At 71.2% G+C, this 26,088-nt stretch carries 22 protein-coding genes and 1 pseudogene; 7 read left to right on the top strand and 16 right to left on the bottom strand.

All coding sequences use genetic code 11. The features are described 5' to 3' along the window. Positions 1 to 94 precede the first annotated feature (94 nt). On the top strand, positions 95 to 985 hold the full coding sequence (locus ACFWGJ_RS17015; RefSeq protein ID WP_387324833.1) for a GAF and ANTAR domain-containing protein: 891 nt from the start codon (positions 95 to 97) through the stop codon (positions 983 to 985). A 277-nt stretch (positions 986 to 1,262) separates the two neighbouring features. Further along, entirely contained in the window at positions 1,263 to 1,658 is a 396-nt protein-coding gene (locus tag ACFWGJ_RS17010; RefSeq protein ID WP_387324831.1) for a ribonuclease domain-containing protein, read from the top strand. Between the two features lie 23 nt (positions 1,659 to 1,681). Here ACFWGJ_RS17010 and ACFWGJ_RS17005 read toward each other — a convergent pair whose 3' ends face one another. From ACFWGJ_RS17005 to ACFWGJ_RS16940, 14 genes and pseudogenes are all read right to left on the bottom strand, one after another. Then, positions 1,682 to 2,494 carry an ABC transporter ATP-binding protein gene (locus ACFWGJ_RS17005; protein WP_387324828.1) on the bottom strand — a complete coding sequence of 271 codons (813 nt, stop codon included), beginning with the start codon at positions 2,492 to 2,494 and terminating at the stop codon, positions 1,682 to 1,684. Beyond that, on the bottom strand, positions 2,491 to 3,465 hold the full coding sequence (locus tag ACFWGJ_RS17000; protein ID WP_387324860.1) for a FecCD family ABC transporter permease: 975 nt from the start codon (positions 3,463 to 3,465) through the stop codon (positions 2,491 to 2,493). Before ACFWGJ_RS17000 ends, ACFWGJ_RS17005 begins: the two co-directional genes overlap by 4 nt. Before the next feature lie 68 nt (positions 3,466 to 3,533). Continuing rightward, positions 3,534 to 4,580 carry an ABC transporter substrate-binding protein gene (locus ACFWGJ_RS16995; RefSeq protein ID WP_387324826.1) on the bottom strand — a complete coding sequence of 349 codons (1,047 nt, stop codon included), beginning with the start codon at positions 4,578 to 4,580 and terminating at the stop codon, positions 3,534 to 3,536. A 146-nt stretch (positions 4,581 to 4,726) separates the two neighbouring features. Beyond that, the gene (locus tag ACFWGJ_RS16990; RefSeq protein WP_387324823.1) at positions 4,727 to 9,118 is read right to left on the bottom strand and encodes an amino acid adenylation domain-containing protein; all 4,392 of its coding nucleotides are present in this window, start codon (positions 9,116 to 9,118) and stop codon (positions 4,727 to 4,729) included. Next, a complete protein-coding gene (locus ACFWGJ_RS16985) occupies positions 9,105 to 9,380 on the bottom strand; it encodes a phosphopantetheine-binding protein (RefSeq protein WP_387324820.1) in 276 nt (91 codons plus the stop codon). Before ACFWGJ_RS16985 ends, ACFWGJ_RS16990 begins: the two co-directional genes overlap by 14 nt. Positions 9,381 to 9,446: 66 nt before the next feature. Continuing rightward, the gene (locus ACFWGJ_RS16980) at positions 9,447 to 11,069 is read right to left on the bottom strand and encodes a fatty acid--CoA ligase (RefSeq protein ID WP_387324817.1); all 1,623 of its coding nucleotides are present in this window, start codon (positions 11,067 to 11,069) and stop codon (positions 9,447 to 9,449) included. Between the two features lie 67 nt (positions 11,070 to 11,136). Continuing rightward, the gene (locus ACFWGJ_RS16975; RefSeq protein WP_387324815.1) at positions 11,137 to 11,664 is read right to left on the bottom strand and encodes an FcoT family thioesterase; all 528 of its coding nucleotides are present in this window, start codon (positions 11,662 to 11,664) and stop codon (positions 11,137 to 11,139) included. Then, positions 11,661 to 12,551 (bottom strand): TauD/TfdA dioxygenase family protein, encoded by an 891-nt coding sequence (locus tag ACFWGJ_RS16970; RefSeq protein ID WP_387324857.1) that lies wholly within the window; start codon positions 12,549 to 12,551, stop codon positions 11,661 to 11,663. Before ACFWGJ_RS16970 ends, ACFWGJ_RS16975 begins: the two co-directional genes overlap by 4 nt. A 33-nt stretch (positions 12,552 to 12,584) precedes the next feature. Beyond that, positions 12,585 to 13,946 (bottom strand): annotated as a pseudogene (locus tag ACFWGJ_RS16965) (MFS transporter); the annotation flags it as partial. Next, positions 13,946 to 14,698: an aspartyl/asparaginyl beta-hydroxylase domain-containing protein gene (locus tag ACFWGJ_RS16960; protein ID WP_387324854.1), complete on the bottom strand. Its 753-nt coding sequence runs from the start codon at positions 14,696 to 14,698 to the stop codon at positions 13,946 to 13,948. The pseudogene ACFWGJ_RS16965 and the gene ACFWGJ_RS16960, both read right to left, overlap by 1 nt. A gap of 125 nt (positions 14,699 to 14,823) precedes the next feature. Next, positions 14,824 to 15,453 (bottom strand): sigma-70 family RNA polymerase sigma factor, encoded by a 630-nt coding sequence (locus ACFWGJ_RS16955; protein ID WP_387324812.1) that lies wholly within the window; start codon positions 15,451 to 15,453, stop codon positions 14,824 to 14,826. Beyond that, on the bottom strand, positions 15,450 to 15,962 hold the full coding sequence (locus ACFWGJ_RS16950) for a copper chaperone PCu(A)C (protein WP_387324810.1): 513 nt from the start codon (positions 15,960 to 15,962) through the stop codon (positions 15,450 to 15,452). The genes ACFWGJ_RS16955 and ACFWGJ_RS16950 overlap by 4 nt, the downstream gene beginning before the upstream one ends. Further along, positions 15,959 to 18,295, bottom strand: a complete 2,337-nt coding sequence (locus ACFWGJ_RS16945) for a heavy metal translocating P-type ATPase (RefSeq protein ID WP_387324807.1) — start codon at positions 18,293 to 18,295, stop codon at positions 15,959 to 15,961. The genes ACFWGJ_RS16950 and ACFWGJ_RS16945 overlap by 4 nt, the downstream gene beginning before the upstream one ends. Beyond that, entirely contained in the window at positions 18,295 to 18,585 is a 291-nt protein-coding gene (locus ACFWGJ_RS16940) for a hypothetical protein (protein ID WP_387324804.1), read from the bottom strand. The genes ACFWGJ_RS16945 and ACFWGJ_RS16940 overlap by 1 nt, the downstream gene beginning before the upstream one ends. A gap of 315 nt (positions 18,586 to 18,900) precedes the next feature. Between ACFWGJ_RS16940 and ACFWGJ_RS16935 the strand changes: the two genes are divergently transcribed. The 3 genes from ACFWGJ_RS16935 to meaB are packed head-to-tail and all read left to right on the top strand — an operon-like array spanning position 18,901 to position 23,878. Further along, positions 18,901 to 20,709: a methylmalonyl-CoA mutase family protein gene (locus ACFWGJ_RS16935; protein ID WP_387324802.1), complete on the top strand. Its 1,809-nt coding sequence runs from the start codon at positions 18,901 to 18,903 to the stop codon at positions 20,707 to 20,709. Beyond that, a complete protein-coding gene (gene scpA, locus ACFWGJ_RS16930; protein ID WP_387324800.1) occupies positions 20,709 to 22,883 on the top strand; it encodes a methylmalonyl-CoA mutase in 2,175 nt (724 codons plus the stop codon). The genes ACFWGJ_RS16935 and scpA overlap by 1 nt, the downstream gene beginning before the upstream one ends. Then, positions 22,880 to 23,878, top strand: coding sequence for a methylmalonyl Co-A mutase-associated GTPase MeaB (meaB, locus tag ACFWGJ_RS16925; protein ID WP_387324797.1), 999 nt, complete (start codon positions 22,880 to 22,882; stop codon positions 23,876 to 23,878). The genes scpA and meaB overlap by 4 nt, the downstream gene beginning before the upstream one ends. A gap of 11 nt (positions 23,879 to 23,889) precedes the next feature. Here the strand turns inward: meaB and ACFWGJ_RS16920 are convergent, their stop codons facing one another. Next, positions 23,890 to 24,219, bottom strand: coding sequence for a hypothetical protein (locus ACFWGJ_RS16920; RefSeq protein ID WP_189768486.1), 330 nt, complete (start codon positions 24,217 to 24,219; stop codon positions 23,890 to 23,892). 165 nt (positions 24,220 to 24,384) lie between these two features. Here ACFWGJ_RS16920 and ACFWGJ_RS16915 point away from each other — a divergent pair, with 165 nt between their 5' ends. Together ACFWGJ_RS16915 and ACFWGJ_RS16910 are read left to right on the top strand one after the other, a co-directional pair. After that, entirely contained in the window at positions 24,385 to 24,660 is a 276-nt protein-coding gene (locus tag ACFWGJ_RS16915; protein ID WP_387324795.1) for a hypothetical protein, read from the top strand. A gap of 191 nt (positions 24,661 to 24,851) precedes the next feature. After that, the gene (locus ACFWGJ_RS16910; protein ID WP_387324793.1) at positions 24,852 to 25,304 is read left to right on the top strand and encodes a flavodoxin family protein; all 453 of its coding nucleotides are present in this window, start codon (positions 24,852 to 24,854) and stop codon (positions 25,302 to 25,304) included. A gap of 33 nt (positions 25,305 to 25,337) precedes the next feature. Here the strand turns inward: ACFWGJ_RS16910 and ACFWGJ_RS16905 are convergent, their stop codons facing one another. Next, a complete protein-coding gene (locus ACFWGJ_RS16905) occupies positions 25,338 to 25,979 on the bottom strand; it encodes a superoxide dismutase (RefSeq protein ID WP_210886042.1) in 642 nt (213 codons plus the stop codon). Positions 25,980 to 26,088: the final 109 nt, after the last annotated feature.

The raw sequence follows: 26,088 nt of genomic DNA, 5'->3' as shown, positions 1-26,088 counted from the left end.
AATAGGCACACGTCCTTCATGAACCTCACTGCCGAAACGTGCGGTTCATGTGGGCTCTCCGTCGTGCCCAAGCTGCTGTAAGGAAGACCGCTCCGTGAGACAGAAACCCCCTCACCCACTTCCCGGGAACACCCCTGGTTCCGCCGCCGTACCGGAAACGGTCGTGCCGGAGACGGTCGTGCCGGAACCGGGTGAGACGGCGGGGCAGCGCAACCGGCGGCTGGCACACATCGGTGTCGCCCATGCGCAGCGGGTGCTGACCGGCCGTTACCGTCTCGCCTCGCAGCAGGAGGCGTTCGAACTGCTGCGGCAGACCTCGCAGCAGTTCAACATCAAGCTGCACACGCTGGCCGACGCCGTGCTGCACACCGCCGCACCGGACACGGGCGCGGAGCTGTGGTTCCCCAGACGCGCCCGCTACAGCCCGCCGCCGCTTCCGAACCTGGCGGTGGACGAGGCGAGCCGTACCAACCACGGGGTCGTACTGCGGAACGCGATGCGACGTGTACTGCACATCACCGAGACCACCATGGGCAACGTACAGCTGTCGGAGCAAGGCATGCTGCGCATGGAGAAACACACCGGGCTGAACCAGGAGTTCACCGAGTTCTTCGCCTTCGTCAGGGGTTCCACGACGTCCTGCGCGCAGTCCGCCGCACAGCGTCAGCAGATCACGGTGAAGGACGTGGCGGTCGCGGACGTCTTCGACGACGAGTCGCGGCACGTGATCCTGCAGACGGGCAGCAGGGCCGCCCACAGCGTGCCGCTGATCGGCCGCAACGACCGGGTCATGGGCATCATCTCAAGCCACCACGAACAGCCCCTGACCGACTTCACCCGTGCGCAACTGGCCGCGCTGGAGGCCGTCGGCACACAAGTGGGCCACTGGCTGCTCTGGCACCGGCACACCATCGTCCTGGACGCGCTGGAACAACTCCATGCCGCCGCCATCGCTCAGAGCGTCCGGGGCGTCCAGCCGGACTGACCCGCCGACCGCTCCCACAGTTCCGTACCGGTTCCAGCGGAACTCTCGCTTCCCATACGGGGCGTTCACGCATTGAGGTGGCCACCGCCCGCAGCCGCCGGGCCGTGGGTTCCGGCATCGGCAGCCCGCTGCTTTCCGTCGAGGCCCGCAGAAACCGCTGGCAGCGGCCGACGGTCGGCGCGACAGGTTAACTTCCCGAGAACTCATCGGACGAGACGGTGAAAATCTTCGCGGTTGTCATTGACATGTCAGCATCTACGCGCGTCATCATATGGGCATGAGATTCCCCCCACGGATCACTCGCATCGGCGCCGCAGCCGCCGTCCTGTCCGCCCTTGTCGTCGGCGGCGCCACGTCCGCCGGCGCCGCGGGCACGTCCGTCTCGGCGGTCGGCAGCATCTGCTACGGCAGTCTGCCGTCCCAGGCACACGACACGCTGGACCTGATCGAGCAGGGCGGTCCCTACCCCTACTCGCAGGACGGGAGCGTCTTCCAGAACCGGGAAGGCATCCTGCCCAGCCAGTCGACCGGCTACTACCACGAGTACACGGTGATCACGCCCGGCTCCTCCACGCGCGGTGCCCGTCGCATCGTCACCGGTGAGGAAGTCCGGGAGGACTACTACACGGCCGATCACTACGCCTCGTTCAAGCTGGTCAACTACAACTGCTGACCGGCACGTTCAAACCGGCACGTTCAGGAACCCTCGCCCCGCGGACCCCCCACCTCCACCGGCCGCGGGGCGAGTGGCCTGGCCGCGTACGTGACGCGCACGACGCCGTCCGCGTGTCTCTCCGTGTCCCCCTGTACGCCGAAGACCTCGCGCAGCAGTTCCGGTGTCAGGACCTCAAGGACCGGACCCGCCGCCACGACCGCGCCCTCGTGGAGCACGACGAGACGGTCGCAGAGCCGTGCGGCCAGGTCGAGGTCGTGCAGGACCGCCAGGGTGGTGATGCCCGTGCTGCGGATGAGGTCCAGGAGCTCGAACCGGGCGCGAATGTCCAGGTGGTTGGTGAGTTCGTCCAGGACCAGCAGGCGCGGCTTCTGGGCGAGTGCGCGGGCCAGCAGGACACGCTGGCGTTCGCCGCCGGACAGGGTGGCGTAGTCCCGGTCCGCGAAGGGCCCGACCCCGCAGCGGTCGACCGCTTCGGCGACCGCCCGGTGGTCCTCGGTGCCGTCCCTGTCCATCAGACCGTGGTGGGGCGTCCGGCCCAGGGCGACGATCTCGGTCACGTTCAGGCCGGTCGTCGTGGCGGCGTCCTGCAGCACGGCCGCCGTACGGCGGGCTGCCGTACGGGACGACAGCGCCCATACGTCGTCGCCGCCCACCTTCACCACTCCCCCGGCCGGCCGCAGTGAGCGGTAGACCGTGCGCAACAGGGTCGACTTGCCACTGCCGTTGGGGCCCACGAGCCCGACGATGTCCCCCGGGGCGGCCTCCAGGCTCACCTCGCGGAGGATGGGCCTGCGGTCGAAAGTGATCTGGAGTCGGTCCACGGTCAGTTTCATGCGCTGTCCAGACCTTTGCTGCGGCGCAGCAGCCACAGGAAGAACGGGGCGCCGAGCAGGGCGGTGAGGATGCCGAGCGGCAGTTCGTTGGGGCGGGTGAGGGTGCGGGAGAGCAGGTCGACGGCCACGAGGTAGACCGCGCCGAGCAGCGCGGTCAGGGGCAGCAGTCTGCGGTGGTCGGCCCCCGTCGTGAGCCGGATGAGGTGCGGGATCATCAGCCCTACGAAACCTACGCCGCCCGCGACCGCGATGACGGTGCCCGTGAGCAGTGCGCTGATCACCAGCAGGACGGCGCGCAGCCGGTTGACGTCCACACCGAGCGCGGTGGCGGACTCGTCACCGGCCAGCAGGGCGTTGAGCCGCCGTCCGAACAGGGTGAGCAGGACGGTGCTCGCGACGACCACCACCGCGACGGTGGGCAGTTGGTCCCACTGGGCGCCCGCCACACTGCCGAGCATCCAGAACATCACGGTCCGCAGTTCGGTGGGTGTCGCCATCAGCTGGACGAAGCTGGTCATCGACAACAGGACGTAACCGACCGCGACCCCGGCCAGGACGAGCCGGGTGGGGGCCAGCCGGCCCCGTCGCTGCCCGAGGGCGAAGACCAGGGCCCCGGCCGCCAGCGCGCCGGTGAACGCCGCGCCGGACACCCCCAGTCCGCCCAGCCCGCCGAGCGCCGCGCCGCCGAGGGTGATGGCCAGGACGGCGCCCAGGGAGGCCCCGTAGGAGAAGCCCAGGACGACGGGGTCGGCGAGCGGGTTGGAGACCAGGGTCTGCAGGACCGCGCCGGCGACGGCGAGGCCCGCGCCGACCAGGGCCGCCAGAGCGACGCGGGGTGCTCGGAACGTCCAGACGATCTGGTCCAGCGCCGGGTCGCCGGTGGCTCCGCGGCCGGTGACATGGTGCAGGAGGACCGACCATACGTCGGCCAGGGGGAGGTTCACCGCGCCGATGCTCACCGCCACCACCATGACGGCGACGAGGACGACCAGCAGCGCGAGGGTCGCGAGTGACAGGCGCACCCGGCCGGGAAGGAGCTTCAGAACCTGTCGGGGTGCAGCATCCGGGCGATCTTCGCGACGGCCAGGTCGTTGCTCGGGCCGAGGTACATCGAGTCCGACAGGGCCACGTACGTGTTCTTCTTCGCGGCCGGCCACTGGGGGAACTCCTTCAGCAGTTTCCTGGCGTAGGCCGCCGGGTTCGGGTCGTTGTAGCCGATGACGACGAGCGCGTCGACGTCGGTGGCGGCCACCTTCTCCTTGCTCAGGTCGGCGAAGGAGGTCCTGGAGGCCGACTCGAAGGCGTTGCTGCCGCCCGCCTTGGCGAGGATGTCGTTGTAGATGCCCTTGGCGACGACCGAGCTGAAGTCGTTCCCGCCCATGGCCATGTTGGAGAAGAGGACCATGACCTTGGGCCGCTTCTCGCCCTTCACCTCGGCCGCGACGCCGGCGATGTTCTTCTCGGACGCGGCGATCAACCGCTCGGCCCTGCCGCTCCGGTCGAAGACCCTGCCCATGTCCCGCAGGAGGGTGTAGCTGTCCGCGATCGTCATCTTCGAGGTGTCCTGGTCGCAGCCCTGCGGCGAGACATAGGTGTGGGCGCCCACGTCCTTGAGCTGCTCGCGGGTGGCGAAGCCGTTCTTCTCGTCGAAGCCGTAGGACGTCGTGGACAGCACCAGGTCGGGGCGCAGGCCGATCATCGCCTCGCGTGGGACGTCGTAGGCGTCGTTGAGCTTGACGCCTCCGTCGGGAAGGCCCTTGATGGCCTTGGCCCGGCCCTCGACCTCGGACATCCCATAGCTCTGCTGGTTGGCGACGATGCTGTCGCCGAGGCCGAGGGCGAGCAGGGTGGAGACCTCCGCCACCGAGGCGCCGTTCATGACGACCACCCTGCCGGGTGCCTCGGTGAACTTCTGGGGCGCCCCGCAGTTGTCAAGGGTCACCGGGTAGCCCGACTTCGCCGCGGCGGCTGATGCCTCACCCGCGGCACCTGTCGTGCCGGTCGCGTCGGTCGCGTCGGCACAGGCCGTCGTGACCAGACACAGGGCGCCGGCCAGGGCGACGGCGACCGGCCGTTTCTTCGACATACGTGGCTCCTTGCTCCATGAGCGATACGTGGGCGATACGTGGGCGATACGTGGGCAGTACGTGCGCGGTACGCAGGTGCATCGCCTGCGTGCGGTGCTGTTGCAGTAGTCGGAGGAGAGGACTCCCGAGTTCCCGGAGGCCGTGACTACTTCGCCGGTGGCGGCAGCATTCCGCCGGCGACGCAGTGATCGAGGTAGCGGAAGACGAGGTCCTGGCCGACGGGCGGGCACGTGATGCCGCTGCCGCGCAGACCGTTCCTCACGTTGTCCGAGCGGACGCGGCCCAGCCGGAGGTCGAGTCCGGCGGGCTCCGCGTCCCGGGAGTCGAAGAAGGCGAGCGTGGCCGCCGCCGAAGCCGAGCCGCCCGGTGTGTCCGAGGACCGCGCCAGTTCGGTCAGCCACCGGGCCGTCGTCATGCGGCGCAGCGGATAGCCGTACTCCTCCAGCCAGTCGTAGAGATCGCTCAGGCGCACCGGCGCGTTGGCCGCGTGGTTGAAGACGGTGGCGTTCGAAGGGCGTTGTACGAGGCTGAGGTGGACGACGGCCTTGGCCACGTGGTCGACCGGTGTCCAGGTCTCCTCCTCGAACAGGCCGGGGACGATGCCCGCGGGCACTCCCGCGCGCAGCACGCTCCACAGGAAGTCCCGCTCGTTCACCCAACCGGTGGTGTGCGGGCCGACGACCCGGCCGAGCCGGTGCACGGTGACGGGCAGGCCCCTCTGGGCGGCCTGTTCCAGCAGGCGTTCGGCCGCCCACTTCGACTGCTGGTAGCCGGACCGCAGTCCGGCGTGGGGCGCAAGGAAGGCCTCCGGTACCTCACCGCTGAGCGCCAGCGGCGGGGCGACCGAGAGGGTCGACACATGGTGGAGGGGGGTCGAGCGGGCCGCCGCCATGCGCAGGAGGTCCCTGGTCGACCCGGTGTTGGCGGCGCGCAGGGTGGCGTACTCGCGCAGGATGCTGACGGTCGCCGCGTTGTGGACGATCGCCCGGCAGGTACGGCCCAGCTCGGCGAAGTGCGCTGCGTCGAGGCCCAGTCGGGGGCGGGAAAGGTCGGCGGGGATCGCGGTGATGCGCCGCAGTGCCTGGTCCGGAAGGTGGATCCGATGGGTCTTCAAGGCCTCCTGGATACGGGCGGTGGCCTCGGCGGTGGTCCCGGCCCGGACGGTACAGACCACCTCGGGACGACCGACGTCCGTGCTCGCGCCCGTCAGGAGTTCCGCCAGCAGGTGTACGCCGACGAAGCCCGTGGCACCGGTGAGGAGGATTCGGTCGGGGGTGTGTCCCGCCCGGGTTCCGCCGCCGGACCGGGGCCGGATGTCCGGGTCCAGGACGGTGTCCGCGAGCAGTCCGGCCGGGAGGCCGGCGGCGACGGACGGGCGCTGCGCCCCTTCCTGCCGTACGTGCGGTGCCTGCCCTTCCAGGAATTCCGCCAGCCCGGCGGGCGTCGGGTGCTGGAAGAGCCAGGCGACCTTCACCTCCCGGTGGAGTGCGGTACCCAGGCGGTTGGCGACCTGGATGGCCTGGAGGGACTGGGCGCCCAGGTCGAACACGTCGTCCCGCGCGGAGATCTCCGCGACGCCGAGCGCCCGCTGCCACACGTCGGCGACGGTCCGCTCCAACGGGCTGCCGTACGCGACCTGCGGGCTGTCGTACGCGGCCGACGTGCTGCCGTACGCGACCTGCGCGCCTTCGGACGCGACAGCCTGCGCGCCGAGCCGGGACGCCTTCCGGAGCAGCGCGTCCCGGTCGGTCTTTCCCGCGCCGGTACGCGGCACGCGGTCCACGAACTCGACGGCCGAAGGGATCATCGCGGCGGGAAGTGTCGCCCGGAGGTGGTCCCTGAGCAGGGTCGTCGCCGGGGGCGGGCCGTCCGGGACGACGAACGCGATCAGCCGCCGTGTCCCGTCCTCCCGTACCTGACCGACCACGGCGGTGTCACGGACCGCCGGGTGGGTGAGGAGCGCGTTCTCCACTTCGGCGGGGTGCACCCGGTGACCGCTGATCTTGAACTCCGCGTCCGCCCGCCCCAGATACCGCAGCCGGCCGTCGTCGCCGAGCCGTACCAGGTCGCCGGTGCGGTAGGCGCGGGGCGCTCCGGGGAGCCGGTCGAGCGGGGCGAAGCGCGACGCGTCCGGCGGCCGGGCTCCCCGGTAGCCGAGCGCGAGCTGATCGCCCAGGAGGTGGAGTTCACCGTCCACCACGGCGGCACGGGTGCCGGGGAGCGGCGCTCCGATGGGGACGTCTCCCGCGGCGAGGGATGCGTCGTGCAGGTCGGCGACGGTGGCGACCACGGTCGCCTCGGTCGGTCCGTAGGTGTTCAGCAGCCGCACCGAGGTGCCGACCGCCTTGCGCCAGCGGTCGACGCGTTCGGGCAGTGCGGCCTCCCCGCCGATCACGACGGTACGTATCCCGGCGGGCAGGGCCGGGGTGTCGGCGGAGCCGGTCGAGAGCGCGTAAGCCAGTTCGTGCCAGTAGGCGGTGGGCAGGTCGAGGAAGCTGATCCGCAGCCGGGCGCAGGCGTCGAGGAAGCCGGGGACCGAGTCGGTCATGTCGTCGTCGCGGACGACGAGCGTGGCGCCCCGGCACAGGGTGAGGAAGACCTCCTCGACGCTCGTGTCGAAGTGCAGAGGGGCGAACTGCAGGACGCGGTCGTCCTGTTGGAGGCCGTAGCGGTGGGTGGCGCCGGCGACGAAGTGCGCGAGGGCGCGGTGACCGATCTCCACGCCCTTGGGGCGCCCGGTGGATCCCGAGGTGTGGAGGACGTAGGCGAGGTCGTCCGGCGCGGGTCCCGGAGGCTGCCGGGCGCCGGGCTTCAGGGGCTCGTCCAGGGCCGGTTCGGTGGTCAGGACGAGCGCGGGGTGTGCGTCGTCCAGCAGCTGCGCCCTGCGCGCCGGGGTCGCGTTCGGGTCGAGCGAGCAGTAGGCGGCCCCCGACAGCAGGACACCGAGGACGGTGGTGACGGCCTCGATGCCGCGTGGCAGGACGACGGCCACCAGATCGCCCCGGCCGATGCCACGGGCGGCCAGTCGGCGGGCCGACTCCTTTGCCGTATCGAGCAGTTGAGCGTAGGTGATCGCCCGCCCGGCGTGCTCGACGGCGACGGACTCACCGCGCAGACAGGCGTGTTCGGCGATCAGGTCGAGGACCGGGCGGGCGGGGCCGGGCAGCGGACCTCCGTCCAGGACGTGGATGTCGGCGATGTCCGGCCGGGCACGCGTGCGCGCACCATCGCCCGCGAGCGGCCCGTAGGGAGCGGCGAGCGCCCGGTCGAGCAGCAGGAGCAGTTCGTCCTGGAGGGCGACGACGTCCGCCTCGTCGTAGAGATCGGGGTGGGCGTCCAGCGCGATGCGCAGTCCGCCGCCCTCGGCGCGGTCGTACACGTTGACGGAGAGATCGTCGACCGGGCCCGCGGAGACGTTGTGGACGGTACTGGGGTGTCCGGCGAAACGCAGGTCGTACGCGAAGGGCATGATGTTGACGCCCGGCCCGGACAACCGGCGCTGTCCGCCCACGAGTTTGAGGTCGCGCCGCAGCCGTTCGTAGCGGTAGCGCTGGTGCGGCAGGCCCGCGCGCAGTTCGGCGGAGATCCGCAGGGCCAGGTCGCGCACGCTGTCCGACGAGGAGACGGCGACACGCAGGGGCAGGATGTTGCGGACCATGCAGGGCACGCGCAGGGCGACGGAACCGAGTCGGCCCATCGTGGGCAGGCTGAGGACGATCTCCGGTGCGCCGGTCGCGCGCTGCACCTGTGCGGCCGTCACGGCCAGCAGGATCTCCGACCAGGTGACCTCCAGTTCGCGGGCGACCGTACGCAGAGCCTGCGTACGGGCCGTGCCGAGGTCGGCCACCCGGCGGTGGAAGCTGCGTGCGGGCAGGGCCGTACGGCCGGCCGGGGTGGCCACCGGCGGACGGTCCGCGAACCGGTCCGTCCAGTAGGCGCGGTCCTCGGCGCGGCGGGGCGACTCCTCGTAGGCGCGCTCCTCGGCCCGTACGGAGGCCAGGGTGCCGAAGCCGCTGTCGCCGGTCGGCTCGCCCGCCATCAGGGCGGTGTAGACCTGGGCGACCCGGCGGGCGACCAGGGACAGGCCGAAGCCGTCGAGGGCGATGTGGTGCACCCGGTGGTACCAGAGGTGTTCCTCCGGTGCGACGCGCAGCAGGGCATGGCCGAAGAGCGGACCGCGTGCGAGGTCGACGGGGTGGGTCATGTCCGTGTCGATCCAGGCCAGGGCCGCCGCGTACGGGTCGGGCTCGGCGGTGAGGTCCGCGGTGTGCAGCCGCCAGTCCCCGGCCGGCGTTTCCCGCTGCCAGGGCCGGCCGTCCGCATCGGCGACGAAGGAGACGTTCAGGGCGGGGGTCTCCGCGACGACCTGGTGGAGCGCGGAGTCGAAGAGGGCCGGGTCCACCGGTCCGGCGATGTGCACGTACTCGGCCGTGTTGTACGCGGGGCTGTCCTGGTCCAGTTGCTGGCCGGTCCAGATGGCCTCCTGGGCGGCGAGCAGTGGGTGGCGGTCCGGCGTGCCGTCGTCAGGCGCCGGCACGGTCCGCTCCTTCCTGGCGTGCCTGACGGGGCTGACGTGTGGAGAGCAGGTGCCACCACTGGGTGAAGGAGGTGCACTCGGCGAGTTCGACGAAGTTCACTTCCACGCCGGTCTCTCGCCAGCGTTCGATGAGGGTGACGATGCGCAGGGAGTCGAGGCCCGCGAGAAGGGGGCTGTCTTCCAGGTCGACTTCGTCGGGCCGCTGGTACAGGAACTCCGCGAGGTCCGCGCGGAAGCCGTCCAGGGTGAGGGGAGCAGGCATGTGGTGTCTCTCTGTTCGGCGCCCGGCCCTTGGCGTTCGGCGCTCGGCGCTCGGGCTGGGCCGCGGTCAGTTGACCTTGCGGGCGGAGGCGCTCCAGAAGCGGTCGCGCAGTTCCCGGCGCAGGATCTTGCCGCTGGGGTTGCGCGGCACGCTGTCGATCAGCTCGTAACGGGCCGGCAGCTTGAAGCCCGCGAGCTGCGGGACGAGGAAGGTGTGCAGGTCCCGGGGTGTGGGCCGGTGCTCGGGGGCGGGAACGACGAAGGCGTGCACGTACTCGCCCCAGCGGGCGTCGGGGGCGCCGACGACGACGGCCTCGGCGACGCCCGGATGGCCTTCCAGGACGTTCTCGATCTCGGCGGGGTAGACGTTCTCGCCGGCGACGAGGATGGCGTCCTTGATGCGGTCCCGGATGACGACGTATCCGTCCTCGTCGATGTATCCGGCGTCCCCGGTGTGGATCCAGCCGTCGACGAGGACTTCCGCGGTCTTCTCGGGCAGTCCCCAGTACTCGACCATGTGCGCGGGCGTGGCCAGGCAGACCTCGCCTACCGCGCCCGGGGGCAGTTCACGCCCTTCGCCGTCGATCACCTTGCCGCGCACGCCCGGGTAGGGCCGTCCGGCCGCCTGCATGAGGGAACTGCCGGGGACGTGGGCGGCAGGGGGCAGGCACACCGCGGTGTTGCCGGTCTCGGTGAGGCCGTAGATCTGGACGAACTCGCAGTTCACGACGGTGAGGCTCTCCTCCAGCAGCGCCTCGGAGATCGGGGAGCCGCCGTAGACGACCTTGCGCAGGGTGGTGAAGTCCTGTGCGTCGACGTCGGGTTCGCCGAGCATCATGCGGAGCATGGCGGGCACGACGCAGGCGGTGGTGATGCCGAGGTCCCGGATGAGGTCGACGGCCTCGCGGGCGTCGAAGGAGCGCATGGCGACCACGGTCGTTCCCGCGTTGAAGTTCTGGGTGGCCCACCACAGGCCGCCGACGTGGAATCCGGGGATGCCGATCAGTGCGATGTCGCCGGTGCGCCAGTCGATCCAGTCCAGTCCCTCGCTCGCCAGGGCGTCCCGGATCGCGAAGAAGCTGCGGTGGGCGAGGACGACGCCCTTGGGCAGTCCGGTGGTGCCGCTGGTGTAGAGCTGGGCGACGGGGGTGTCGGGGGTGACGTACGGCGCCGGATCGGTGTCCGGCCGGTCCGCCGGGCGGATGTCCGGGCCGGTATCGGCGTGGGCGTCCAGGTCGGTGTCCGGATGGGACGCCTTCCACGAGGAGAAGCCGTCGTCCAGAGCGACGACCGTCTCGGGAGGCGTACCCGGCATCCGCTCGACGGTCGGTCCGAACTCGGGCTCCAGGAACAGCAGTCGGGCGCCCGAGTCGTGGAGGATGTGGCCGACCTCGGGCGCGGCGAGCCGCCAGTTGACGGGGACGAGGACGGTGCCGCTCTTGGCGCACCCGAACAGCACCTCGTAGTAGTGCTCCGACTCCTTGCCGAGGTAGGCGACCCGGTCGCCCGGTCCGAGTCCGGCGGCGCGGAGGGCATGGGCGATGCGATTGCTCTCGCCGTGCAGTTGCCCGTACGTCAGTGTGCGGCCCTCGCAGAGTACGGCGGGGGTGGTGGGCCGGTGCTCCGCGTGGAAGCTCGTCGTCCGGACGAGTGTCCGGAGCTGCGGGTGGTGGAGTCTGTCCGTGGTCATGCGGCTCTCCTCTCGTGTCACGGGACGTCGACGAATCTCGTGTCTGGGGACATTGACGAATCGCGTGTCAGGGGACGTTGACGAACGCCAGGACCGCCTTGCCGTCGCAGCGGCCCGATGCGGCGTCCCAGTAGCGGTAGACGGTCTCCGCGTGCAGGAAAGGGGAGCCGTCGGCCAGGGCACGCCGGGTGACGGACCGGAATTCCATCTCTCCCGAGAAGGAGCGGGGATCGACGGGACGCCGGAAGTTCGCGGCGAACCGGGCGATGAGAATGTCAGGGAGCTGGTGCTTCCAGAAATCGTCCAGCGTCCAGGACTCGAACCCCGTCAGCAGTCCCTCTTTCACGGACTTGGCGACGAGGTAATACATCATCTGGTTGTAGCAGATGTTCACCTCGACGGAATTCAGGTGGCCGGTGTCGTCGATGTAGCACGACGCCGGAATCGCGAACTCGCAGCGGGCGGACGCCTGTCCGGCACCCTCGGACACGACGACGGCCGAACGCAGGTATCTGCAGTGGTCCTTGTAGGGCGTGAGCACCCGCGCCAACAGGTGCTCGTCCGTGGGGTGCTCGGCGACGAGGAGGGTGGTCATGCCGCCCCGATTCCGTCGTGGAGTTTGCGTTCGTCGTGCACGGTGACGCGGAAGGAGACGGTCGGCTCGGGTGTGGCCGTGTGCCGGGCGCGGTGGATGAGGCTGCGGTTGTCCCAGACCAACAGATCGCCCTGCTCGAACCCCTGCAGGTGGATGTTGTCGTGGGTGAAGGTCTCGTCGAGCTGACCGGTGGCCTCGAACAGGCGCTTGAGCAACTCCTCGTCGAGCGGCTCCCCGGCCCCGTCCTCGACGCCGACGGTGAATCCCTCACTGAGGTAGAGAACCGTCTCGCCGGTCATGGGATGGGTGAAGGTGGTCGGCTGCCTGACCGCCGGGGTCTTCCGCTCGACCTCCTCGATGACCTCGGAGATCGGCCGGTAGACGTCATGGGGCCGGATCTTGAAGTACTTGCGCACGGAATGCCGGCAGTACGTTCCGTCGATCTCCTTCTTGAGCGCTTCCGGCAGTCCGTCGTACGCCCGGCCCATGTCGATGAAGTACGTGCCCCGGTTCTTCGCCGGAATCACCTGCGGGTATATCAGGGTGATTCCGAAGGGGTCCGGCATGAACTGGTAGTCGGCGTGCCAGAACTTTCCGGTCCTCGGTACGCCTATCTGCTGTCCGTTCTCCGGGACATTGGAGGAGACGAATATCTCCGTGACCTCCGGGTGGTGGTACATGGGCTCGTAGTAGGTCTCCGGGCGGCCCAGCCGCCTGCCGAGTGCGAGGAACTGCTGGGGAGAGAGGTTCTGTCCCTTCAGGACGGCGATCTTCTTCGTGTAGACGGCGTTCTTGAGGGCGTCGATATCGGCGTCGGAGGCGTCGGTGTGGTCGAATCCCTCGACGACCACGCCGATCGCGTCGCCGGGCTGGTCGTGGATGTGCATGGGGTGTGCCTTTCCTTGAAGGGTGAGGTGCGTCGTCCGGTGGCGGGCGAACAGCGCGAGCGCGCCGCACCCGATGCCTGCCGCGATGACGAGGACGGCGGTACGGATGCCGTCGAGGAGGGCGGGCCCGGAGGTGTTCCGCCCGATGCCGTCGGCGACCGCGACCAGCAGGGCGAGGCCCACGGCACCGCCTACCTGCAGGGCGGTCGACGCCATTGCGGAGGCGATGCCCTGGTCGCCGGGGGCGACTCCGGCGGACGCGGCGATCCACATCCCCGTCCAGGCGGCTCCCTGGCCGAGACCGAGCAGCACGATCCCCGGCAGCAGCGCGGGATACGAGCCGTCCGAGGTCAGCGCCAGAGCCAGGGCCAGGGCTCCGGCTGCGCCCAGGGCCATCCCGCCGACCAGCATGCGGCGGACGCCGACGACGGCCACGGCCCGCGCACCGGCCTGCGTACCGACGGCGACCACCAGGGCGGGCACGAGGAACGCGAGCCCGGTGGCGGCGGCGCCGTATCCCTGGACGGTGCGGAAGTAGAGGGTGAGGAAGTACGGGACCGCACTGAAGGTGGCACCGAACAGGGCGGCGATCACCATCGTGGCGAGCAGAGCCCGGTGGCCGAGCAGCCTGGCCGGGAGGAGCGGATCACGGGACCGGCGCTCCACCACGGCGAAGAGCGTCAGCAGTGCGAGGGAGAGCACGCCGCTCACGAGGACCGTGGGGGTCGCCCAGCCCTCGGCGGGTGCCCGCACCAGCACGAACACGAGGAGAGTGATCCCGCCCGTCGCGGTCAGCGCGCCCGTCACGTCGAAGTTCCGCGAGCGGTCCCGCGGGCCGTCGGCGGGGAAGAGCAGCCGTCCGGCCACCGCGAGCGCTCCCGCCACGGGCACGTTGACGAAGAACACCGACGGCCAGCCGAACGCCTCCACCAGCACCCCGCCGAGCAGCGATCCGAAGCACAGCCCGCCGGCTCCCGCGGCGCCCCAGACGGCGAGGGCGCGGTTCCGCTCGCGCCCCTCCTCGTACAGGGTGCCGATCAGGGACAGCGTCGCCGGGAACAGCAGGGAACCGCCGATGCCCTGGACCGCCCGGACGGCGACCAGGACGCCGGGTGTCTGCGACAGGCCGCCCACCAGGGACGAGACCGCGTAGAGCAGTGCCGCGACGACGAACACGCGGCGTCGGCCGAGGAGGTCCGCGGCCCGGCCGCCCAGCAGCAGGAAGCCTCCCGTGGCCACGACGTAGGCGCTCACCACCCACTGAAGATCGTGGTCGGAGAAGCCCAGTCCTGCGCCGATGTCGGGCAGGGCGACGTACACGATGTTGTGGTCGAGCGAGATGACGAGCTGTCCCAGCGCCAGCACGGCCAGCGGAAGCCCGAACGGATTGCGCATCACTCGGCCCGCACGAGCCGGCGCACCTCGGTCACGACGGCCTCCAGCGCCCGGCGTTCCGCAACGGTGGTCTCCGGATGCCAGAGGTCCATGAGCAGACAGGTCCGCGGTGCGGTGCCTTCGTTGCGCGCCTCGTGCTCGAAGGAGTAGTCGAAGAGCAGGCATTTCCCCTCCTCCCACGAGCGTGTTTCTCCCGCGACGGTGAGACTGCACCCGTCGGGGACATCCACGGCGAGATGCAGGTTGATGCTGAAATTCCACAGGTCGCAATGAGGTGCGATGACGGCGCCGGGCAACAGTGTGGAGAAATGGCATTCCAGGAGAGGACACAGGATGCCCGTTTCCACGGCGGATTCCTTCAGCACTCGGTATGCGGTGGGGGCGACCACGGCCGATTCCTCGACGAGGCCGCCTTCGCGGTAGAGATGGAGCGCCTGCCAGTTTTGCTGACGGGTCAGATAGTGCTCGTAGTCCGAGAACATCTCGCGGCGGGCGGCCCATGCGGAACCCGTCTCCTCCTTGATCGCCCGATGGTTGGCCTCCAACTCAGCTACCAAGGGGGCGAGTTCCTTGTAGGAATAGGGGTCGTGCCACGGGGTGGGAGAGATTCCCGGCATGACCCACTTGGCCGCCTTCTGCAGTGGATGCCTTTCGCCTCTGCCCGCCGCCAGCATCCGCTCGACCCGGTCGATCGCGTCTTTTCCGGACTCCGCTCTGATCGCGGCGAAAGTGTTCTCTATCTCTGGTGTCACACGGTTCTCCATGTCCCGCTCACCGTCCCGCCGGCCACCTCGCGGGGCCGGCTTTCCGGGTGTGCGCTTTCACCTCAGTAGTCGGCCACCGGTGGACGGGAGTTCCCGGGAATGCGCGGGATTTCTCATGGTGTCCGGGCGAGGAGTTCGACGAGGGTCGCGCGGGCCCGTGCCACCCGTGACCGGATCGTCCCGACCGCGCAGCCGCTATATTCGGCGGCCTCCTCGTAGGCCAGCCCCGCCAGTTGGGTGAGGACGAACGCCTGGCGGCGCTCGGGCGCCAGCCCGTCCAGCAGATCGAGCAGCGCCACGCCTTCCTCGAAGCCGGGCAGTCCGCTCGGCCGTGCCAGGTCGGCGCATGTCGTCCAGTCGTCCGTGTCGACCAACCGCGGCCGTGCGGCGGCGTACCGCAGACTGTCGACGACCGTGCGCCGGGCGATGGACAGCAGCCAGGTACGTGCCGACGAACGCCCCTCGAAGCGGTGCAGGCTGCCCAGCGCCCGCAGGAACGTGTCCTGCGCCAGATCGTCGGCGCTCTGGTGGTCGGCGCCGACGCGGGCGAGGTAGCGGACGACGTCGGGGCGCAGGGCGCGTACGAACCGGTCGACGGCATAGGGGTCGCCGCCCCGGGCGGCCAGCGCCCAGGCGGTGGCCGCCTCGTCCCGCGCTTCCGCCGTGCCGGGTTCAGCCGTGACAGGTTCAGCCGTGCCGGGTTCCGATGTGCCGACGTCCGACGGGTCGGGTTCAGCCGTCACCGGCCCGGCCGGTCCACGACCGCGTCAGTCCGTACGGTTCCGCCGCGCTCGAAGTGCAGGGTGAACGTCACAAGGTCGCCGATCCGCCAGTCCGGGTCGACCGGCACGATCACGTCGAGGCTGTCCGGGGACATGGAGATGTCGGCCCCGGCCGGTACCGGGACCGAGGTCACCGTCCGCGCGGAGGCCGAGGCGGCGCCGGTCATGCGATGGCGGCTGAGGGTGGTGGCACCACCGGTCCCGGCGGCCGTCACCTTGAGCAGCCGGTCCGCCGAGCCTCCGGTGTTGGTGATCCGGAAGAAGGCCGCCGTCTCCGGGGTGTCACCGGTGGGCAGGAACAAGCGTCCGCCGGTGACCGCGATCCGGGCCGGGCTGCCCGCGTTGCCGAGGACGGCCCACATGCTCAGACCACCGAGGGCGAGGACGGACGCGGCGACGGGCGCGAGCGCGGCGAGCAGGGTGTCGGTGAGCCGGCGGCGCGTCGGCCGCCAGAGTGCCTGACCAGTCATCGGGTACGCCTCCGGGCGGCGGGCGAGGGCTGCCAGGCGCGCAGGCGCAGGCTGTTGGCGACGACCAGCACCGAGCTGGCCGACATGGCCGCGGCGGCGAGCATCGGGTTGAGCAGGCCGACCATGGCGAGCGGCACGGTGACGGCGTTGTAGCCGAAGGCCCACACGAGGTTGGCGCGGATGGTGCCCAGCGTGCGCCGGGCGAGCAGGACCGCGTCCGCGAGGGCTTCGACGCCGCCGCGCACGAGCGTCACGTCGGCGGCCCCGATGGCCACGTCGGTGCCGCTGCCCATGGCGATGCCGAGGTCGGCACCGGCGAGCGCCGCGGCGTCGTTCACCCCGTCGCCGACGACCGCGACCCGGTACCCCTGCTCCTGGAGGTCCCGTACGAGACCGGCCTTGTCCTCGGGGGTGCGGCGGGCGTGCACCTCGTCGATCCGCAGGGAGGACGCGACGGCCCTGGCGGGCGCCTCCCGGTCGCCGGTCGCGAGCACGGGGCGCACTCCGAGGTGGCGCAGCCGCTCGACGGCCCGGTAGCTGCCGGGCCGTACGACGTCGCCGATCGCGATCAGGGCTTCGACCGTGCCGTCGACCCGCACCATGACGGGCGTGTGAGCGGCTGCCTCGGCCGCCGCCAGGGCGTCCGCGAGCGCGGCGGGCAACTCGTCGTCCGGGGCGAGCACTTCGACCAGCCTCCCCTCGACCCGGCCGCGCACTCCCCGGCCCGGCAGAGCACGGAACTCGCTCACCTCAGGGACCCCGGCCACCCCAGAAACCCCAGGCACCCCAGGAACCTCCGGAACGCCCGCACCTCCCGGCCGCTGTCGGCCGGTGGCCGGCTCCCGCCGCGCGTACGCGGCGACGGCCCGGCCAAGCGGATGTTCCGAACCCTGCTCCACGGCCCCCGCCAGCCGCAGCACCGCGTCCCTGCCGAGTCCGTCCGGTACGGCGGTGACCGCGGCGACGCTCATACGGCCGGAGGTGAGGGTGCCGGTCTTGTCCAGGACGACGACGTCGACGTGCCGCAGCCCCTCCAGGGCCTGCGGGCCGGTGACCAGGACGCCGAGCTGGGCGCCCCGGCCGGTCGCGGCCATCAGCGCGGTCGGGGTCGCGAGGCCCAGCGCACAGGGACAGGCCACGACCAGGACGGCCACGCACGCGGTGACGGCCGCTTGCACGTCCGCGCCGGCGCCCAGCCAGAACCCCAGGGTGGTCACGGCCAGCGCCAGCACGACGGGCACGAACACCCCGGCCACCGTGTCGGCGAGCCGCTGAGCACGCGCCTTGCCGGTCTGCGCCTCGGTGACCAGCCGGGTGATCCGGGCGAGCTGGGTGTCCGCGCCGACCGCCGTGGCCCGTACGAGGAGCAGTCCGCCGGAGTTGACGGCCCCGCCGACCACGGCCGAACCGGGCCCGACCTCGATCGGCTCGGTCTCACCGGTGACCAGGGACAGATCCACCGCGGAACTGCCCTCCGTCACCCTCCCGTCGGTGGCGACCCGCTCCCCCGGCCGGACCACGAAGATCTGACCGGCCCGCAACTGCGCGATGGGGACGAGCCGTTCGGTGCCGTCCGCGCGGACCGCCACCTCCTTGGCGGCGAGTGAGGCCAGCGACCTCAGCGCCGCTCCGGTCCCGCGCCGCCCCCTGGCCTCCAGGAAGCGGCCAGCCAGGACGAACAGCGGTACGCCGACCGCCGCTTCGAGGTAGAGGTGCGCGACGCCGTCCGGGGCGGAGGGCACGAGCGAGAACGGCATCCGCATCCCGGGAGCACCGGCTCCGCCGAGGAAGAGCGCGTACGCCGACCAGGAGAAGGAGGCCAGCACGCCCAGCGACACCAGGGTGTCCATGGTCGCCGCGGAGTGCCGCAGGCCGCGTACCGCGCGGGTGTGGAAGGGCCAGGAGCCCCACACGGCGACGGGCGCGGTGAGGGCGAAGCACAGCCACTGCCAGTTGCGGAACTGGAGTGCGGGCACCATCGACAGGACGAGTACGGGCAGGGCGAGGAGGGCCGTGACGATCAGGCGGTCGCGCGCGGACCTCGCGTCCTCGGCACCGTCGTCGTCCGTCGTCTCCCGCCGCTCGCTCCTGGGCGGTTCGGGCAGGGCGGCGGTGTATCCGGCCCTCTCCACGGTCGCGACGAGTTCACCGGGGCCGATGCCCGCCGGATGGGTCACGCGGGCCCTGCCGGTGGCCAGATTGACGGTCGCCGTGACCCCTTCCAGCCTGCCCAGCTTCTTCTCCACCCGGTTCACGCAGGCCGCGCAGGTCATCCCGCCGACGGTCAGATCGGTGGTGACCAGAGCGGCCGTCGTCACCTGTTCCGCGCCCATCAGCGGTCTCCCTCATGCGTGTCGCCCATACCGCCCATGTCCCCGCTGCCTCCGCTGTCCCCCATGTCGTCGGCCCCTCCGGAGCCGGTGCCGGATTCCGGGCCGGTGCCGCGCGTACCGGCCGAGCCGTGCATGCCGGGTGCGACGGGTCCGGCCGACACTCCGGCGGCGTAGGACGCCGTGAAGACGAGTGCGAGCAGCAGGAGGAAGCCGCAGAGGGCGGGCGGGGGCGCCACCCTCCTCAGCAGCAGGGCCGCACCGCTTGCGGGGGATCGCCGGGGCTCGTCCATCAACCGCGTCTCCAGGTCACGTCGTACGGCGTCGCCGGGATCGCGCCGAACCGCCTCAGTAGTCGGCCCGCCCGCGAGCGGGGTTCCTCGGTGCGCCTGTGGCCCGCGTCACACGAGTGGCGGTCGTTCCGGGCGTGGCTTCGAAGGCGCGGGGACGTGCGGCCTCGGCGGACACGCCGGTCCTCCCACAGCGGTGCCGCACGGTCCCGGCCCGGGTGCGCGGGAGCGGTGAGGCGGAGGTCACCGAGGCCGGGAGGGCAAGGTCACAGCCCTCGCCTCTGCTGTGACTCAAGCAATCTGCCCTAGCATCCGAGCATGACGGTCCTGCCCAACGACGGGCTCTCGCTGGCCGCCGGGTTTCCTTCCGCGACACATGAACAGTGGCGACGCCTCGTGGCGGGCGTACTGAACAAGTCGGGCAAGGAGGTCTCGGACGAGACGGCGGAGGCAGCCCTGTCCACCGCGCTGGAGGACGGGCTCGCCACCCGGCCTCTGTACACGGCGCACGACGAGGCCCCCGACCCCGGTTTCCCCGGCTTCGCGCCCTTCGTACGAGGGGGCAGGCCCGACGGGAACACCGTGGGCGGCTGGGGCGTACGCCAGCGCCACACGACCGCCGACAACGCCGCGGTCCTCGCGGACCTGGAGAACGGCGTCAGTTCGCTCTGGCTGGTCGTCGGCGAGGGCGGTTTCCCCGTCTCGTCGCTCCCCCAGGCCCTCGAAGGCGTACTCCTCGACCTGGCGCCCGTCGTCCTCGACGCGGGACGCGACACCGAACCGGCCGCGCGGGAACTGCTGCGGCTGTACGGAGAGCGGGGCGTCGCCGAGGACGCGGTGCGCGGCAGTCTCGGCGCGGACCCACTCGGCCACGAGGCGCGCAGCGGCGAGGCGTTGGACTTCGCACCGGCCGCCGCCCTCGCACGGGAGTGCGCCGAGGGGTACCCGGGGCTGCGGGCGCTGACCGTGGACGCGCTGCCGTACCACGAGGCGGGCGGCTCGGCCGCGCAGGAACTGGGCGCCTCCCTGGCGACCGGGGTCGCCTACCTGCGGGAGCTGACCGGGGCGGGACTCTCCGCCGAACAGGCCTGCGGGCAGCTGGAGTTCCGGTACGCGGCCACCGCCGACCAGTTCCTCACCATCGCCAAGCTGCGCGCCGCGCGCCGGCTGTGGGCGCGGGTCGCCGAGGTGTGCGGGGCACCGCGGGCGGGGGCACAGGTGCAGCACGCCGTGACCTCGCCGGTGATGATGTCGCGCCGCGATCCGTGGGTGAACATGCTGCGCACGACCATCGCCACGCTGGCCGCCGGGGTGGGCGGCGCCGACGCCGTCACCGTGCTGCCCTTCGACCACGCCCTCGGGCTGCCGGACGCCTTCGCCCGCCGTATCGCCCGCAACACCTCGACGATCCTGGTCGAGGAGTCGCATCTGGCCCGGGTGATCGACCCGGCGGGCGGCTCCTGGTACGTGGAGCGGCTCACCGACGAACTCGCCCACGCGGGCTGGGAGTTCTTCCAGCGGATCGAGGGCCTCGGCGGTCAGGCGACCGCGCTGCGCTCGGGCCGTCTCGCCGAGGACCTGGCGAAGACCTGGGAGACGCGCAGCGCGAAGCTCGCCAAGCGGCGCGAACCCATCACCGGGGTCAGCGAGTTCCCGAATCTCAGCGAGCGCGTTCCGCGGCGTGAGCCCGTCCCCGAGCCGCCGTCCGGCGGGCTCCCGAAGGTGCGCCGCGACGAGGCGTTCGAGGTCCTGCGGGCCCGTTCCGACGCGCATCTCGCCGCCACGGGCAGCCGGCCGCGCGTCTATCTGGCCTCCCTCGGCCCCGCCGCCGCGCACACCGCACGGACCTCGTTCGTCTCGAACCTCTTCCAGGCCGGCGGCATCGAGCCCGTCACCGAGGGCGCCTTCGAGGACAGCGGGACCACCGAGGCGTGTCTGTGCTCCAGCGACGCGCTGTACGAGGAGCAGGCCGCGAGCACGGCACAGGCGCTGAAGGCGGCGGGGGCGCGGCACGTGTTCCTCGCCGGACGTCCCGGGCAGTACACGGATGTCGACGCGTACGTCTTCGCGGGCTGCGACGCCGTCGCCGTGCTCTGCGCCACCCTCGACCGCATGGGAGTGTCCTGATGGGAATCCCCGACTTCTCCGGGATCCAGCTGGGGACCCCGACCGCCGCGGGCGGCCCCGACGACTGGCGCACGGCCGTCAAGCACGCGACCGGCGACGACGAGGCCTTCTGGGAGACCCCGGAGGGCATCGCGGTCAAGCCGCTGTACACCGGGCACGACCTGGAAGGCCTCGACTTCCTGGAGACCTACCCGGGCGTCGCGCCGTACCTGCGCGGCCCGTACCCGACCATGTACGTCAACCAGCCCTGGACGATCCGTCAGTACGCGGGGTTCTCCACGGCCGAGGAGTCCAACGCCTTCTACCGCCGCAATCTGGCCGCGGGCCAGAAGGGTCTGTCGGTCGCCTTCGACCTGCCGACCCACCGCGGCTACGACAGCGACCATCCGCGGGTGACGGGTGACGTCGGCATGGCGGGCGTGGCCATCGACTCCATCCTCGACATGCGCCAGCTGTTCGACGGCATCCCGCTCGACAGGATGTCCGTGTCGATGACGATGAACGGCGCGGTGCTGCCGGTGCTCGCGCTGTACATCGTGGCGGCGGAGGAGCAGGGCGTACCGCCGGAGAAGCTGGCCGGGACCATCCAGAACGACATCCTCAAGGAGTTCATGGTCCGCAACACCTACATCTATCCGCCGAAGCCGTCGATGCGGATCATCTCCGACATCTTCGCGTACACCTCGCAGCGGATGCCCCGCTACAACTCCATCTCGATCTCCGGCTATCACATCCAGGAAGCCGGGGCGACGGCCGACCTGGAGCTGGCGTACACCCTCGCGGACGGTGTCGAGTACATCCGGGCGGGCCGTGAAGTGGGCCTGGACGTGGACGCGTTCGCGCCTCGGCTCTCCTTCTTCTGGGCGATCGGCATGAACTTCTTCATGGAGGTCGCCAAGCTGCGGGCGGCTCGCCTGCTGTGGGCGAAGCTGGTGCGGCAGTTCGATCCGCAGAACGCCAAGTCCCTCTCCCTGCGCACCCATTCGCAGACCTCGGGCTGGTCGCTGACCGCGCAGGACGTGTTCAACAACGTGACGCGTACGTGTGTGGAGGCGATGGCGGCGACACAGGGCCACACCCAGTCGCTGCACACCAACGCCCTCGACGAGGCGCTCGCCCTGCCCACCGACTTCTCGGCGCGTATCGCCCGCAACACCCAGCTGCTGATCCAGCAGGAGTCGGGCACGACCCGGGTCATCGACCCGTGGGGCGGCAGCGCGTACGTCGAGAAGCTGACGTACGACCTCGCGCGGCGGGCCTGGCAGCACATCGAGGAGGTCGAGGCGGCGGGCGGGATGGCCAAGGCCATCGACGCGGGCATCCCCAAGCTGCGCATCGAGGAGGCCGCGGCCCGTACGCAGGCCCGGATCGACTCGGGGCGCCAGCCGGTGATCGGTGTCAACAAGTACCGCGTCGAGACCGACGAGCAGATCGACGTGCTCACGGTCGACAACTCCTCCGTGCGCGCCCAGCAGATCGAGAAGCTGCGGCGGCTGCGGGCCGAGCGCGACGAGGGCGCGTGCCAGGACGCCCTCGACGCGCTGACCCGGGCGGCCGGCGGCGAGGGCAACCTCCTCGAACTGGCGGTGCGCGCGGCCCGTGCCAAGGCCACCGTCGGGGAGATCTCGGACGCGCTGGAGAAGGTGTACGGGCGGCACGCGGGCCAGATCCGTACGATCGCCGGTGTGTACCGCAACGAAGCAGGCGAGTCCCCGTCCGTGGACCGCACCCGTACGCTCGTCGACTCCTTCGAGGAGGCCGAGGGCCGCCGCCCGCGCATCCTGGTCGCCAAGATGGGCCAGGACGGGCACGACCGCGGCCAGAAGGTGATCGCGACGGCCTTCGCGGACCTCGGCTTCGACGTCGACGTGGGCCCGCTGTTCCAGACGCCGGGCGAGGTGGCCCGTCAGGCGGTGGAGGCGGACGTGCACATCGTGGGCGTCTCGTCGCTGGCCGCCGGGCACCTCACGCTCGTACCGGCGCTGCGGGAGGAGCTGGCGGCGGAGGGCCGCGAGGACATCATGGTGGTCGTCGGCGGGGTGATCCCGCCGCAGGACGTACCGACGCTCCTTGAGATGGGCGCGGCGGCCGTGTTCCCGCCCGGGACGGTGATCCCGGACGCGGCGTACGACCTCGTCCAGCGGCTCTCGACCGGCCTCGGGCACGACCTGTGATCGAACTCGACACCTACGTCAAGGGTGTACTCGACGGCAAGCGGGCGCTGATCGCGCGCGCCATCACGCTCGTCGAGTCCACCCGGCCCGGGCACCGTGCGCTGGCACAGGAGTTGCTGACCGAGCTGCTGCCGTACAGCGGGCGGGCCCGGCGGATCGGCATCAGCGGGGTGCCGGGGGTCGGCAAGTCGACGTTCATCGACGCGTTCGGCACGATGCTGACGGGTCTTGGTCACCGGGTGGCGGTGCTCGCGGTGGACCCGTCGTCCAGCCGTACGGGCGGCTCGATCCTGGGCGACAAGACCCGGATGGAGCGCCTGGCCGTCGACCCGGCGGCCTTCATCCGCCCCTCCCCCACCGCGGGAACGCTCGGCGGGGTGGCGAAGGCGACGCGCGAGTCGATCGTCGTCATGGAGGCTGCGGGCCACGACGTGGTGCTGGTGGAGACGGTCGGCGTCGGCCAGTCGGAGACCGCGGTCGCGAACATGGTCGACTCCTTCCTGCTGCTGACCCTGGCCCGCACCGGCGACCAGCTCCAGGGCATCAAGAAGGGCGTCCTGGAACTGGCGGACGTCATCGCCGTCAACAAGGCGGACGGCCCGCACGAACGTGACGCAAAGGCCGCCGCGCGGGAACTGGCGGGCGCCCTGCGGCTGATGCACGGCAAGGACGCGGCCTGGACACCGCCCGTCCTGAGCTGCAGCGCCCGCGAATCGGCCGGTCTCGACACCGTCTGGGAGCGCCTCGAACAGCACCGTACGCTGCTCGACTCGACCGGCCGGCTCGCCGCCAAGCGGCGGGACCAGCAGGTCGACTGGACCTGGACCATGGTCCGCGAGGAGCTGCTGGGCCGGCTGCACGCCGATCCGGCCGTGCGCGCCCTCGCGCCCGCGCTGGAGAAGCAGGTGCGCGACGGGGAGCTGACGGCCACGCTCGCCGCCGAGCGGATCCTGCGGGCGTTCAACGACCCGGCGGCGGACGGCGGCGAGGGCTGACGGTCAGCGGGTCACGGGGTGCTGTCCCGGACGTCGAGATGGGCCCACGGGTCGTCGACCTGCTGCGCCCCGGCCGCCTCCTCCTGGGCGGCTGCCTCGGCCGCCGCCTCGGCGGCCCGCTTCTTGAACGCCACGGTCCTGCGGGCCTTGGCAATGACCTCGTCGTGGTCCCAGCCGAAGGTCGCGGCGTCGAGCCGGGCGTTGAAGGCGGTCAGCAGCTCGGGGCTGATCGCCGCGAGCGCGATGCGCAGCTCGGCGAGCGTCTGCGGTCCCTCGGCGAACTCGAACTCGTACGGGTCCGAGGATGCCTCTGAGCTCGGCTCGTGCGGTAGCGCGGACATGTGTGTGACCTCCGGTCGTGATGCCACCACGGTACGCGGTCGGTGTGACGGCCGTGCACGGAGGACCGCACACCGGCGGCCGGCCGTTCCCGGGGCCCGGTGACGACCGCATCACGATGGGCCGCAGGGGCGTAGCCGCTCACGGGAGCCCTCGTTGAACGTGCCATGACGACATGGGACGGGGACGGGCCTTCGGCGTTCTTCGCACCGGCACCGGGCGCGTCCTGGCCCGACGACGGGAGCGACTGCCGCTGGTGCAGCATCCTTCTGGGACCCGGCTCCGTCGCGGGACCCGGCCGGGCGGAGTGCGCACCCGTCCGGCGGCGCCCCGGAGCCCGCACCGGGCGTGTGGGCGCGTGGCTGGAGCGGACGCGGCCTGTGATGCTCCCGGTGGCCGCGATCACCGTACTGGCCGCGCTGACACTGGTGGCCCTGGGCTGATCCGGTGCCGCCCTCGTGGTCCGTGAACTGCCACGAAATGCCCGGCCGCCACGGCGGGACGAAGCCCGCGCCCTGCTGGCAGGGTGAAGGCGCGGCCGCCGCCGTGGTCGGCGACGGCGGCGGCCCGACCACTTCCGTTCCCGACCACTTCCGTTTGCGACCGCCCGGGTCCGCACGGCAGGGTTCGGAGGGTGGCTACCTTGCTGATCGTGCACCACACGCCCTCGCCCCACTGCCAGGCGATGTTCGAAGCCGTCCTCGCCGGTGCGAACGACCCGGAGATCGAGGGCGTACGCGTCGTCCGGCGGGCGGCGCTGGCCGCGACGGCGGACGACGTGCTGGCCGCCGACGGATATCTGCTCGGCACACCGGCGAACCTGGGCTACATGTCCGGCGCCCTGAAGCATTTCTTCGACCAGATCTACTACCCCTGTCTGGACACGACGCAGGGCAGGCCCTTCGGCTACTACGTGCACGGGGGCAACGACGTCACCGGGGCGGTCCGGGGCATCGAGTCGGTCGTCAAGGGCCTGGGCTGGCGGCGCGCTGCCGAGGCCGTGACCGTGACGGGCGAGCCGGACAAGGCCGACGTCGAGGCGTGCCGGGAACTGGGCGCCTCCCTCGCCGCCGGCCTCATGGACTGACCGTTACAGCCTCATGGGCTGACCGCTACGGCGTCAGGGCGCGAGCAGCAGGCTGTCGCCGCGCTCCTTGGCCGCGGCGTAACGCCGCGACACGTCCTGCCAGTTGACGACGGCCCACATGGCGTCGATGAAGTCGACCTTCTGGTTCTTGTACTGGAGATAGAAGGCGTGCTCCCAGGCGTCGAAGACCAGGATCGGCGTCGAGCCCTGGCCGACGTTGCCCTGGTGGTCGTAGACCTGCTCGACGATCAGCCGTCCGCTCAGCGGCTCGTAGGCGAGGACGCCCCAGCCGGAACCCTGGGTGGTCGCGGACGCCTTGGTGAGCTGTGCCTTGAACGCGGCGAAGGAGCCGAACGACTCCGTGATCGCGTCCGCCAACTCGCCCACACCGTCCGCGGCGAGGGGCTCGCCGCCGCCGTCGCCGGTCATGTTGTGCCAGTAGATGGAGTGCAGGATGTGCCCGGAGAGGTGGAAGGCGAGGTTCTTCTCCAAGCCGTTGATCGAGCCCCACGACTCCTTGTCGCGGGCTTCCGCGAGCTGCTCAAGGGTGTCGTTCGCGCCCTTCACGTACGCCGCATGGTGCTTGTCGTGGTGCAGTTCGACGATCTGCGGGTTGATGACCGGTTCGAGCGCCGCGTAGTCGTACGGAAGCTCCGGGAGCGTGTAAACAGCCATGTCCAACATCCTTCGGACTTGTTATTGCAACCAGTATGCAGTTGCACGCTAGCAGCAGAAGATGCGGGGCGTTGCCGATCGACACAGCGAGGGCCGGAGGGGAAACCCC

Source organism: Streptomyces sp. NPDC060205 (genome assembly GCF_042728395.1).
In the GTDB taxonomy this organism is placed as follows: domain Bacteria; phylum Actinomycetota; class Actinomycetes; order Streptomycetales; family Streptomycetaceae; genus Streptomyces.
The sequence above is the reverse complement of the archived record's forward strand: the minus strand, read 5'-3'. Positions and strand labels throughout refer to the sequence as shown.

Bases quoted from the DNA above. Each gene is read 5' to 3' on its own strand.
- ACFWGJ_RS17010 (WP_387324831.1), top strand. From the start codon at position 1,263: ATGAGATTCCCCCCACGGATCACTCGCATCGGCGCCGCAGCCGCCGTC.
- ACFWGJ_RS17005 (WP_387324828.1), bottom strand. From the start codon at position 2,494: ATGAAACTGACCGTGGACCGACTCCAGATCACTTTCGACCGCAGGCCC.
- ACFWGJ_RS17000 (WP_387324860.1), bottom strand. From the start codon at position 3,465: ATGGTGGTGGCGGTGAGCATCGGCGCGGTGAACCTCCCCCTGGCCGAC.
- ACFWGJ_RS16995 (WP_387324826.1), bottom strand. From the start codon at position 4,580: ATGTCGAAGAAACGGCCGGTCGCCGTCGCCCTGGCCGGCGCCCTGTGT.
- ACFWGJ_RS16985 (WP_387324820.1), bottom strand. From the start codon at position 9,380: ATGCCTGCTCCCCTCACCCTGGACGGCTTCCGCGCGGACCTCGCGGAG.
- ACFWGJ_RS16980 (WP_387324817.1), bottom strand. From the start codon at position 11,069: ATGACCACGGACAGACTCCACCACCCGCAGCTCCGGACACTCGTCCGG.
- ACFWGJ_RS16975 (WP_387324815.1), bottom strand. From the start codon at position 11,664: ATGACCACCCTCCTCGTCGCCGAGCACCCCACGGACGAGCACCTGTTG.
- ACFWGJ_RS16970 (WP_387324857.1), bottom strand. From the start codon at position 12,551: ATGCACATCCACGACCAGCCCGGCGACGCGATCGGCGTGGTCGTCGAG.
- ACFWGJ_RS16950 (WP_387324810.1), bottom strand. From the start codon at position 15,962: ATGACTGGTCAGGCACTCTGGCGGCCGACGCGCCGCCGGCTCACCGAC.
- ACFWGJ_RS16945 (WP_387324807.1), bottom strand. From the start codon at position 18,295: ATGGGCGCGGAACAGGTGACGACGGCCGCTCTGGTCACCACCGATCTG.
- ACFWGJ_RS16940 (WP_387324804.1), bottom strand. From the start codon at position 18,585: ATGGACGAGCCCCGGCGATCCCCCGCAAGCGGTGCGGCCCTGCTGCTG.
- ACFWGJ_RS16935 (WP_387324802.1), top strand. From the start codon at position 18,901: ATGACGGTCCTGCCCAACGACGGGCTCTCGCTGGCCGCCGGGTTTCCT.
- scpA (WP_387324800.1), top strand. From the start codon at position 20,709: ATGGGAATCCCCGACTTCTCCGGGATCCAGCTGGGGACCCCGACCGCC.
- ACFWGJ_RS16920 (WP_189768486.1), bottom strand. From the start codon at position 24,219: ATGTCCGCGCTACCGCACGAGCCGAGCTCAGAGGCATCCTCGGACCCG.
- ACFWGJ_RS16915 (WP_387324795.1), top strand. From the start codon at position 24,385: ATGACGACATGGGACGGGGACGGGCCTTCGGCGTTCTTCGCACCGGCA.
- ACFWGJ_RS16905 (WP_210886042.1), bottom strand. From the start codon at position 25,979: ATGGCTGTTTACACGCTCCCGGAGCTTCCGTACGACTACGCGGCGCTC.